Origin of the sequence: Streptomyces sp. PA03-1a (assembly GCF_033792805.1) — a bacterium.
In the GTDB taxonomy this organism is placed as follows: Bacteria; Actinomycetota; Actinomycetes; order Streptomycetales; family Streptomycetaceae; genus Actinacidiphila.
Map to the genome: position 1 here is coordinate 1 of NZ_JARAVO010000292.1, position 10538 is coordinate 10538.

The 10538-nt window shown below is 72.5% G+C and carries 10 protein-coding genes; 5 read left to right on the forward strand and 5 right to left on the reverse strand.

All coding sequences use genetic code 11. The features are described 5' to 3' along the window. Positions 1–996, forward strand: a 996-nt coding sequence (locus tag PV341_RS40000; RefSeq protein ID WP_500360355.1) for a chitinase, incomplete at its 5' end; no start/stop codon positions are given. A 108-nt stretch (positions 997–1104) separates the two neighbouring features. Here the strand turns inward: PV341_RS40000 and PV341_RS40005 are convergent. The 3 genes from PV341_RS40005 to PV341_RS40015 are packed head-to-tail and all read right to left on the reverse strand — an operon-like array spanning position 1105 to position 3190. Beyond that, entirely contained in the window at positions 1105–1509 is a 405-nt protein-coding gene (locus PV341_RS40005; RefSeq protein ID WP_500326783.1) for a RidA family protein, read from the reverse strand. After that, positions 1506–2264: an IclR family transcriptional regulator gene (locus PV341_RS40010; protein ID WP_500326782.1), complete on the reverse strand. Its 759-nt coding sequence runs from the start codon at positions 2262–2264 to the stop codon at positions 1506–1508. Before PV341_RS40010 ends, PV341_RS40005 begins: the two co-directional genes overlap by 4 nt. Further along, positions 2261–3190, reverse strand: coding sequence for a sugar kinase (locus tag PV341_RS40015; RefSeq protein ID WP_500360356.1), 930 nt, complete (start codon positions 3188–3190; stop codon positions 2261–2263). Before PV341_RS40015 ends, PV341_RS40010 begins: the two co-directional genes overlap by 4 nt. Positions 3191–3303: 113 nt before the next feature. On the opposite strand from PV341_RS40015, the gene PV341_RS40020 reads away from it, so the two are divergent. Further along, entirely contained in the window at positions 3304–4554 is a 1251-nt protein-coding gene (locus tag PV341_RS40020) for an alanine racemase (RefSeq protein WP_500360358.1), read from the forward strand. Between the two features lie 208 nt (positions 4555–4762). Further along, positions 4763–6337: an N-acyl-D-amino-acid deacylase family protein gene (locus PV341_RS40025; RefSeq protein WP_500326776.1), complete on the forward strand. Its 1575-nt coding sequence runs from the start codon at positions 4763–4765 to the stop codon at positions 6335–6337. On the opposite strand, the gene PV341_RS40030 is transcribed toward PV341_RS40025, so the two are convergent. After that, entirely contained in the window at positions 6258–8060 is a 1803-nt protein-coding gene (locus PV341_RS40030; RefSeq protein WP_500360359.1) for a P-loop NTPase fold protein, read from the reverse strand. The genes PV341_RS40025 and PV341_RS40030 overlap by 80 nt on opposite strands. Before the next feature lie 89 nt (positions 8061–8149). Between PV341_RS40030 and PV341_RS40035 the strand changes: the two genes are divergently transcribed. Both PV341_RS40035 and PV341_RS40040 read left to right on the forward strand, forming a co-directional pair. Then, positions 8150–9361: a pyridoxal phosphate-dependent aminotransferase gene (locus tag PV341_RS40035; protein ID WP_500326773.1), complete on the forward strand. Its 1212-nt coding sequence runs from the start codon at positions 8150–8152 to the stop codon at positions 9359–9361. Positions 9362–9443: 82 nt separating this feature from the next. Then, a complete protein-coding gene (locus PV341_RS40040) occupies positions 9444–9845 on the forward strand; it encodes an SCO4983 family protein (protein WP_500326771.1) in 402 nt (133 codons plus the stop codon). A gap of 188 nt (positions 9846–10033) precedes the next feature. Here the strand turns inward: PV341_RS40040 and PV341_RS40045 are convergent. Next, on the reverse strand, positions 10034–10538 hold a 505-nt coding region (locus tag PV341_RS40045), incomplete at its 5' end, for an integrase core domain-containing protein (RefSeq protein WP_500360360.1).

Sequence of the window (10538 nt, forward strand, 5' to 3'; positions counted from 1 at the left end):
AGCGCTAAACAAGGCCATGCGTCGGCAGCGGCAGAAGTGGATAAGAGACAGCCCCCGCCCACACCGACGCCCACACCGACGCCCACACCGACGCCGACGCCCACCGGCGGCGGCTCGCTGCCCAAGCACGTGCTCACCGGCTACTGGCAGAACTTCAACAACGGCGCGACCGTCCAGACCATCGCCCAGGTCCCGAGCCAGTACGACATCATCGCGGTGTCGTTCGCCGACGCCACGACCACGCCCGGCGCGGTCTCCTTCACCCTCGACCCGGCGCTGAACTACCCGGTCAGCCAGTTCAAGACCGACATCGCGGCGAAGAAGGCGGCCGGCAAGAAGGTCATCGTCTCCGTCGGCGGCCAGAACGGCACGATCAGCGTCACCGACTCCGCCTCGGCGAACAACTTCGCGAACAGCGTCTTCTCGCTGATGCAGACGTACGGGTTCGACGGCGTCGACATCGACCTGGAGAACGGGATCAACGCGACCTACATGACGCAGGCGCTGCGCTCCCTGTCGGCCAAGGCCGGCTCCGGGCTGGTCATCACGATGGCCCCGCAGACCATCGACATGCAGTCGACGTCCTTCGGCTACTTCCAGACCGCCCTGAACATCAAGGACATCCTGACCGTCGTCAACACCCAGTACTACAACAGCGGTTCCATGAACGGCTGCGACGGCAAGGTGTACTCGCAGGGCACGGTCGACTTCATCACCGCCCTGGCCTGCATCCAGCTGCAGAGCGGTCTGGCCCCCTCGCAGGTGGGTCTCGGCCTGCCGGCGTCGACCCGGGCGGCGGGCAGCGGCTACGTCTCGCCGACCGTGGTGAACAACGCCCTGGACTGCCTGACCAAGGGCACCAACTGCGGTTCCTTCAAGCCCTCCACCACCTGGCCGGGGCTGCGCGGCGCGATGACCTGGTCCACCAACTGGGACGCGACCAACGGCAACGCCTTCTCGGGCACCGTCGGCCCGCACGTGCACGGGCTGCCGTAACCGGCGGGACCGTCACCGACGCACCGCGCCCCCGGGAGAGGTCCCGTCCCCCGGGGGCGCGGTGTCACGTCGGACCACCGGGCCCACCGCGCCGGCGACGCCGCCCGGTCAGCCCAGGACGGCGAGGGCGTCGATCTCGACGAGCAGTCCGGCGGGCAGGCCGACGTAGACCGTCGTACGGGCGGCGGGGGCGCCCTTCAGGCTCGCGAAGAACTCGTCGAAGAGGGCGTTGAACTCGGGGAAGTGCGCGGTGTCGGTGAGGTAGACCCGGATCATGACGACGTCCTCCCAGGACGAGCCGCCCTCCTCCAGCACCGCCTGCACGTTGGCGAGGGTCTGCAGGGTCTGCTCCCGCAGCCCCGGGCCCACGGGCGCGGGCGCCTGACCCGGCACGGCGGGGCCGAAGCCGACCTGACCGGCGACCTGCAGGATGTTGCCCTTGCGGACACCGTGGGAGAACCTGGCCGGCGGGGTGGTGTGGCCGGCCGGGGTGATCGCGGTCTTCTCGCTCATCTGGTTCCTTCGCTCGGCCTTCCGGAGTACTCGCGGCTGATCGCCTCCGCGGTGCGCCGGACCTGCGGGCGCAGCTTCAGCAGTTCCTCCGCGCTGACGACCACATTGGGGGCGGAGAGGGAGCAGGCGGCCATGACGCGCCCGTCGGCGCCGCGGATCGGCGCGGCCACGCAGTTGATGGACTCCTCGTGGCCGCCCAGGTCGCTCGCCCAGCCCTGCTCGCGGACCCGGGCGAGTTCGGCGAGGTAGGCGGCGGCGTCGGTGGTGGAACGCGCGGTGTAGCGCGGGTACTCCAGGCCCTGCGCGACCGCGCGCCGCTCCGCCTCGGGAAGGTCGGCCAGGAGCAGCTTCGCCACGGCGGCCACGGTGATGGCGACGGGCTTGCCGATCCGCGAGTACATGCGGACCGGGTAGCGGCTCTCCACCTTGTCGATGTAGACGACCTCGCCCTCCTCGTACACCGCGAGGTGGACGGTGTGCCCGGTCAGTTCGCCCAGGGCGGCGAGGTGGGGGTGGGCGATACCGCGGACGTCCAGGTTCTCCATCGCCTCCTGGGCGAGGGCGAACAGCCGGGCGCCGAGGCGGTAGCGCTGGTCGTCCTGGCGGTAGACCATGCCGTGCTCGTGCAGGGTGCGCAGCAGCCGCAGTGCGGTGGACTTGTGCACGTCCAGGCGGGTGGCGACCTGTTCGAGGTTGGCGGGCCCCTCCGCGAGCAGGGGCAGGATGCGCAGCGCGCGGTCCACGGTCTGGCTCATGCGCGCAGTCTCCCCCATGCCTCGTCACCGAGGGTGGCGAGGGAGTCGCCCCGTACCCCGATCACCGCGGCGGCCAGGGCGTGGCCCCGGGCGAGCCGCTCCCGCAGCGGGAGCGTGCGCAGAGTCGCCGACAGGAACCCCGCGGCGAAGGCGTCACCGGCCCCGACGAGGTCGACGACGGGCGTGTCCGGCGCGGGCACGAAGACCCCGTCGGCGCCGCCCTCGTACGCGGTGGCACCGTGCGCGCCCTGCTTGACGACGAGGACGGCGGGACCGGGCAGGGCCTCGCGCACGGCGTCGGCGTCCGGCAGGCCCCAGGCGGCCTCGGCCTCGTCCTCGCCGACCAGGACGAGGTCGCAGCGCGCGGCGAGCCGGGCCAGCCGTACCGGGTCGGCCGAACGCCACAGGGCGGGGCGGTGGTTGACGTCGAAGGAGACCAGCGGGCGGCCCGGAGCGGGGGCGGTGAGCTCGTGGACGAGGTCCGCGCACCCCTCGGAGAGCGCGGGCGTGATGCCGGACAGGTGCAGGACCCGGCCGGCCCAGGCCTCGTGGCGGGCGACGTTGCCCGGGCCCATGGCGGTGGCGGCCGAACCCGCCCGGTAGTAGGCGACCTCGCCGTCGCCGGTGCGGAAGTAGACCCCGGTGGGGCGCTCCCGGTCGCGGCGCACCCCCGAGACGTCCACGCCGGCCGCGGCGATCGTCGCCACCAGGTGGTCCCCGAACGGGTCGGTGCCCACCCGGCTGATCCAGCGCACGGCATGGCCGAGACGGGCCAGCGCGCAGGCCACGTTGGACTCCGCGCCACCCGTCCCACGGTCGAAGGCGGCCGCGTCGGCGAGGCGCTGCCCGGGCACGGAGGGGACGAAGGTGACCATGGACTCGCCCACGCACACGACGTCCAGGGCCACGCCCACGGTCCCGGTCACTTCCGCTCCTCTCCGCGCACCGTTGACCCGGTGCTGGCCGGGATGTTAGACAGCGGGAAACATGGTACGCAACGGTCGTTGCACATATTGCAACAGCGGTGAACGGAGGCGGGATGGACCAGGTCACGGGCATCGACGAGCTGCACCGGGAGCGGGTGGACCACCGCTTCAAGGGGCTGCCGCCGGACGCCGACGGCCTGACTGTCGGCGAACTCGCCGCCGAGCGCCGCACCGTCTTCGACGGCGGCTTCACGACCCCGCTGCTCACGCTCTCCGAGCCCGCCCTGGAGCACAACCTCGCCCAGCTCGCCGACTGGACCGGCAAGCACGGCCTCGCCTTCGCGCCGCACGGCAAGACCTCCATGGCCCCACAGCTCTTCGCCCGCCAGCTCGCCCACGGCGCGTGGGGCATCACCGCCGCCGCCCCGCACCAGGTGCGGGTCTACCGGGCGTTCGGCGTGCGGCGCGTCTTCCTCGCCAACGAGCTCGTCGACGCGGCCGCGCTGCGCTGGCTGTCCCGCGAGCTCGCGGGCGACCCGGAGTTCCGCTTCGTCTGCTACGTGGACTCCGTGCGCGGGGTGGAGCTGATGGACGCGGCCCTGACGGCGGTCGTGGACGTCGTCGTCGAGCTCGGCGCGGAGGGAGGCCGCACCGGCGTGCGCGGCCCGGAGGAGGCGGCGCGCGTCGCCGACGCGGTCGCCGCGGCACGGCACCTGCGGCTCGTCGGCGTCGCGGGCTACGAGGCGCCGGCGGCGGACCCGCGTGCGTGGCTTGTCGAACTCGTGCAGCTGGCACAGGAATTCGACGCGGCGGGGCGTTTCACCGGCGTCGAGGAGATCGTGGTGAGCGCGGGTGGCAGCGAGTGGTTCGACGCCGTGGCGGACGCGTTCGGCACGCTCGGGGACCTGTCCCTGCCGGTGCTCGGGCTCCTGCGGTCCGGGGCGTACGTCACGCACGACGACGTCCACTACCGCGATCTGACGCCGTTCCACGACCGCATCCCCGCGGAGGGGTCGCTCGAGCCCGCCTTCCGCCTCTGGACGCAGGTGCTCTCCCGGCCCGAGCCCGGCCTCGCCCTCCTCAACGCGGGCAAGCGCGACGCGCCGTACGACCTCGACCTCCCGGTGCCGCAGCTCGTGCGCCGCGCCGACGGTTCCGCCGTCCCGGCGGCCGGGCTCACGGTCACGAAGCTCGCCGACCAGCACGCGTTCGTGGACGTCGCCCCCGGGGCACGGGACCTGGCGGTCGGCGACTGGGTGGGGCTGGGGGTGTCGCATCCGTGCACGGCGTTCGACAAGTGGCAGCTCATCCCTGTCGTGGACACGGGTGGGGTCGTCACGGATTTCGTCCGCACGTTCTTCTGACGGCCCGGTTGTTTGTGTGCGGGTTGTTTGCGCCTGCGGCGGGCATCCCCCGCCCTCCCTCCCGATTGCCCGGTGCGGCACCGACCCCACAACGACCGCGCGGCGCGGTCACTGACCGCGCCGGGCAATCGGGAGGGCGACGGGAAAACCGCCAACCCCGACCACAACGGTGCCGCAGACGAAGAACACGCACAAAGGAGACGCACGGATGGAGTTGGCGATTCGCGGCGCGACCGTCGTGGACGGGTCCGGGGCGACCCCGGCGTACCGGGCGGACGTGCGCGTCGTGGACGGCCGCGTCACCGAGATCGGGACGGTGCGCGGCGCACGCCGCACGCTCGACGCCCGCGGGCTCGTGCTCGCCCCCGGGTTCATCGACATGCACGCGCACAGCGACCTGGCCCTGCTCACGGACCCCGCGCACGAGGCGAAGGCGGCGCAGGGCGTGACCCTGGAGGTGCTGGGCCAGGACGGGTTGTCGTACGCCCCCGTGGACGACCGCACCCTGGCCGGGCTGCGCCGCCAGCTCGCGGGGTGGAACGGCGACCCCGAGGGCCTGGAGTACGACTGGCGCAGCGTCGGCGAGTACCTGGACCGCCTGGACCGGGGCATCGCCGTGAACGCCGCGTACCTGGTCCCGCAGGGCACCGTACGGATGCTGGCCGTCGGGTGGGAGGACCGTCCGGCGACCGCGGCGGAGCTGGACCGGATGAAGGAACTGGTCGCCGAGGGGCTGGCGCAGGGGGCCGTGGGGATGTCGTCCGGGCTGACGTACACCCCGGGGATGTACGCCTCGGACGCCGAACTGACCGAGCTGTGCCGGGTCGTGGCCGCCCACGGCGGCTACTACTGCCCGCACCAGCGCAGTTACGGCGCCGGCGCGCTCGAGGCCTACGCCGAGATGATCGCCGTGACCCGGGAGGCGGGCTGCGCCCTGCACCTGGCGCACGCCACGATGAACTTCGGCGTGAACGCGGGCCGTGCGCCGGAACTGCTCGCGCTGCTGGACGAGGCGCTCGCCGCGGGGGCGGACATCACCCTGGACACGTATCCCTACCTGCCGGGCTGCACGACGCTCGCGGCGACCCTGCCGAGCTGGGCGACGGAGGGTGGTCCTGAGGCGACCCTCGCCCGGCTCCGGGACGACGCGCAGGCGGAACGCATCCGGCACGCGATGGAGGTGGAGGGGTCGGACGGCTGCCACGGCGTGCCCGTGGAGTGGCGGACGCTGGAGGTCTCCGGGGTGCGCGAGCCCGCCCTGGCGGGCCATGTGGGGCGCCGGCTGCCGGACTTCGCGACGGCGCGCCGGCTGCTGCTGGAGGACCGCCTGGGCACGACGGTCCTCCAGCACGTGGGTCACGAGGAGAACGTCCGGGCGATCATGCGCCACCGCGTCCACACCGGCGGCAGCGACGGCCTGCTCGTCGGCGACAAGCCGCATCCCCGCGCGTACGGCACCTTCCCGCACTACCTCGGCCACTACGTGCGCGAGCTCGGCGTGCTCGGCCTGGAGGAGTGCGTCGCGCACCTCACCGGACGCCCCGCGGCCCGGCTGGGGTTGCCGGACCGCGGCCTGGTCCGCGAGGGCCACCGTGCGGACCTGGTGCTGTTCGACCCGGGGACGGTCGCCGCGGGCGCGACGTACGAGGCGCCGCGCACGCTGCCCACCGGCATCCCGTACGTGCTCGTCGACGGGCGGTTCGTCATCGAGGACGGCCGCCGTACGGACGTCCTGGCGGGACGCTCGGTGCGGAGTCGGGCTGCCGCAGGACGTGGTCGATGAGGTCGCGCAGCGCGGCAGGTTCGCAGACGAGGCCGAGGGCGCCGGCCCGGCGGGCGCGCTCCTCGCGTTCCGGGGCGACCCAGCCCGCGTAGAAGAGCGCAGGGCCGGTGTAGCGGCCGGTGCCGCGCAGGTGCTCGAGGTCGGTGAAGCCCGCCTCCGGGTCGCCGTGGCGTTCGATGTCGGAGATCAGCAGGTCCGGGACGGCGAGCGGCAACCGCTCCTCCGCACCGGCACGGTCCTCGACGACCTCGACCTCGGCTCCCTTGTGCCGCAGGGCCCGGACCTCGGTGGCGACGGTCCCGGGGTTGTCGTCGATCCACAGCACGCGCAGCCCGGTGTACGGGCCGTCCTCCGGGGCCCGGGGAGGCTCGGGTGCGGCCTGCGAGACGGCCTGGTCCAGGTCGACCGTCGTGATCACGGCGGCCAGTGGGGAGCGCCGCAGGCGGTGGATGAGGTCGGCGGCCTCGGGCATGCGGACGAGGTCGTCGACGAGGGAGGTGAACGCGCGGTCCGCGACCAGCGCGGGGAAGGACGGGGGGAGCTGCCGTTCCAGTTCGGCCAGGGCCCGGGCGCGCTCCTCCGGTCCGGGGTCGGCGGCGAGCGGCACCTCGTGCTCGGTGAGGAGGCGGCGCACCAGTGCGTCGCCCTGGCCGGTGGGGACCGCGGGCGAGCGCAGCAGGCGCCGCACCGCCCGGTAGTCCAGGAACTCCTGGATCGCGTCGTTGCCGCGTCCGCCGACCAGCACGCCGTGGAAGTCGCCGTACAGGTACTGCAGCAGGAGCATGCGGAGCATGACCTCGGGGCCGAAGTCCTGCCAGACGGGGTTGAGTCCGGCCTCCAGGACGAAACCGTTGAGCAGCCTCTTGACGCGGCGTGGATTGCCCCCGGTGCGTTCGGCGAGCAGGTTGACGTGGGTGTCGTCGAGGAGCGCACCGATGCCGGCCCGTTCGGCGCATCCGCGCACGTATCCCTCGATGTCCTCGGGGGGCGGTACGCGGTAGTTGGTCTGGAAGACCTTCTCCATGAAGGCGGAGCCCGCCGGGGACAGGTCGCCGAGCAGGCCGCCCGGGAACAGCGCGGAGCGGTCGCAGCCGATGACGAAGGCCACCCCGGGCACGTCGAGGTAGACCTTGACGGCCTCGCAGACGGCGAGCACGGTCTCCTCGGCGCAGCGGTCGAGGTCGTCGATGAAGACGACGAGCAGCCGGCGCGGCGCGTGCTCGCCGGTGCCGGCCCACTGCGTCGCCAGGTCCCGCAGGGCGTCGCGCATCTCGTTGCGGGCCTGGGCGTTGACGGAGAGGCTGCGCCACAGCTCGTCGACCAGGCCCGCCGCACCGAGCGGTCCGGCGAGCAGCGTGGCCGCGGCGCGCAGGGTCCGCAGCAGGGCACGGTGCTCGGTCGCGCGGTGCAGGGCACGGCGCAGCAGCCGGCGGTCGAACTGCGTCAGGACGGACTTGATCAGACCTTCCAGGGCGTCGGCACCGCGTGAGGTCCAGGCGTTGTACCAGACGGTGTGGACGTCGGCGGTGCCCCGGAGCTCGGCGTCGAGCAGGCGCATCAGGCTGCTCTTGCCCGTCCCCCAGCCGGCGTCGACGGCGAGGGTGAACGGGGTGGATCCGCGCGAGTCGAGGAGCAGCCGGGCGAGTTGCCGCGCGGCGCGCCCCGCGCCGAGGAGGTCGTCGTCGGCACTGGCGACAGGTTCGTCGTTGAGTAACGAGAACATGCGGCGAGAGTAGCGGCACGTCACCATTCGGCGCATACGTGGCCAAGAACACGGGGCGGTCCCCGGTACGTGCCCGTAAGCTCACGGACATGCAGGTGATCCAGTCCACGAAGCTCTCCAACGTCTGCTACGACATCCGCGGCCCGGTGCTGGAGGAGGCCATGCGGCTGGAGGCGGCGGGTCATCGCATCCTGAAGCTGAACACCGGCAATCCCGCCGCCTTCGGTTTCGAGTGCCCCCCGGAGATCCTTGAGGACATGCTGCGCAGCCTCGGCGGCGCGCACGGCTACGGCGACTCCAAGGGCATCCTGCCGGCGCGGCGGGCGGTCATGCAGCACTACCAGACCAAGGGCGTCGAGCTGGACGTCGAGGACATCTACCTCGGCAACGGCGTCTCCGAGCTGATCCAGATGTCGATGCAGGCGCTGCTGGACGACGGCGACGAGGTACTGATCCCGGCGCCCGACTACCCGTTGTGGACGGCTGCGGTCTCCCTGTCGGGCGGCACCCCGGTGCACTACCGCTGCGACGAGCAGGCGGACTGGTTCCCCGACCTCGCCGACATCGAGCGCAAGATCACCGACCGCACCAAGGCGCTGGTGATCATCAACCCGAACAACCCGACGGGCGCGGTCTACGACGACGAGCTGCTGCGGCAGCTCACCGACATCGCCCGCCGCCACAACCTGATCGTCTGCTCGGACGAGATCTACGACAAGATCCTCTACGACGGGGTGACCCACACCCCGACCGCGGTGGTCGCCCCCGACCTGCTGACGCTGACCTTCAACGGACTGTCGAAGGCCTACCGGGTGGCCGGCTACCGCAGCGGCTGGCTCGCGGTGTGCGGCCCGAAGGAGCACGCGACCAGCTACCTCGAGGGCCTGACCATCCTGGCGAACATGCGCCTGTGCGCGAACGTCCCGGCCCAGCACGCGGTGGCCACCGCCCTCGGCGGCCGCCAGTCGATCAAGGACCTGGTGCTGCCGGGCGGCCGGCTGGCCGAGCAGCGGGACGTGGCGTACGACCTGCTGACGCAGATCCCCGGGGTCACCTGCGTGCGGCCGAAGGGCGCGCTGTACGCGTTCCCGCGGCTCGACCCGAAGGTCTACAAGGTCAAGGACGACCAGCAGATGGTGCTGGACCTGCTGCGGGCCGAGCGGATCCTGGTGGTGCAGGGCACCGGCTTCAACTGGCCGGAGCCGGACCACTTCCGCCTGGTCACGCTGCCGGCGAAGGAGGACCTGGCGGACGCGGTGGGCCGGATCGCGCGCTTCCTGGACGGCTACGGGCAGCCGTAGCCCGGGCCAATACCTCGAAAAGCTCCCTCCTTGGACTGAGTCCAAGGTAGGATGTACTCCTGATTGCAGGAGGAGTGCACCCATGTACGAACCGATCCGCACCAAATCGGTCCATACGACGGCAGCGCCCACCTCTCCGCGACGCAGTCGTGACGAGGAGCTGGACCTCCAGCTCGCCGGACACCTCGCCGCCCTGCTCACCGTCACCGACGAGCTGCGGGCGCTGGAGTGCAGCCCGGACCTCGACCGTGCCGCGGAGCAGCTCGCCGAGGCCGTGGCGGGCCTGCACCACGGGCGTCCGCCGCTGCGGCTCTCCCCGGCTCCGGCCGGACGGGGGCGGGCGGAAGCGGCCCGTGTGGCGGCCCTGCACCGGAGGGCCCGCGCGCTCGCCGGCCGGGCCCTGGTGGTCGCCGAGTCACGCCAGAACGCGGAGGCCGCGGCGCTCGCCGAACGCCAGATCGCGGTCCACACCGCAGCCGCCTAGGAACCGCCCGAGGGCCGGGACCGGGGTTCGTGCCTCCGGTCCCGGCCCTCGGTGTGAGGGTCGGCGCGGCCCGCCCGTGGGGCGATGGTCAGGGTCGGGGATCCCACGACCGGGCCATGCCCACCGCCGGGCCGCCCGCCCGCGCCGCACACACGGGGAGGGTCGGGCCGCCCGGAATCCGGTGGGGCCTAGGTGTATTGCCCTGTGAGGTTGGGGACGCGGCTGGCGGGTGGTTTGCCGTTCAGCGCGGTGTGTCCGCGGTGGTGATTGTAGGTGTGGAGCCAGCGTGGGAACGCGGCTCGTCGTTCGGTCTCTGAGCGGTAGGGCTGTGCGTAGGCCCACTCGTCGAGCAGGGTGCGGTTGAAGCGTTCGACCTTGCCGTTGGTCTGCGGCCGGTAGGGCCGGGTTCGCTTGTGGGCGATCCCGGCCGCCGTCAGGGTGTCGCGCCAGGCGTGGGATCTGTAGCAGGATCCGTTGTCGGTCAGGACGCGCTCGACGGTGATTCCGGCGGCGGTGAAGAACGCCTGGGCGCGGACCCAGAACGCGGTGGCGGTCTCCTGTTTCTCGTCGGTGAGGATCTCGCTGTAGGCCAGGCGGGAGTGGTCGTCGACGGCGGTGTGCAGGTAGCTGTAACCCACCTGTGTGCGGTTCTTGCGTCCTACTGGGCGGCCCAGCACCTTGTGGCCGCCACCG

Coding starts and splice junctions, on each gene's coding strand:
- PV341_RS40030 (WP_500360359.1), bottom strand. CDS start 8,060: ATGTTCTCGTTACTCAACGACGAACCTGTCGCCAGTGCCGACGACGAC.
- PV341_RS40040 (WP_500326771.1), top strand. CDS start 9,444: ATGTACGAACCGATCCGCACCAAATCGGTCCATACGACGGCAGCGCCC.
- PV341_RS40025 (WP_500326776.1), top strand. CDS start 4,763: ATGGAGTTGGCGATTCGCGGCGCGACCGTCGTGGACGGGTCCGGGGCG.
- PV341_RS40020 (WP_500360358.1), top strand. CDS start 3,304: ATGGACCAGGTCACGGGCATCGACGAGCTGCACCGGGAGCGGGTGGAC.
- PV341_RS40010 (WP_500326782.1), bottom strand. CDS start 2,264: ATGAGCCAGACCGTGGACCGCGCGCTGCGCATCCTGCCCCTGCTCGCG.
- PV341_RS40005 (WP_500326783.1), bottom strand. CDS start 1,509: ATGAGCGAGAAGACCGCGATCACCCCGGCCGGCCACACCACCCCGCCG.
- PV341_RS40035 (WP_500326773.1), top strand. CDS start 8,150: ATGCAGGTGATCCAGTCCACGAAGCTCTCCAACGTCTGCTACGACATC.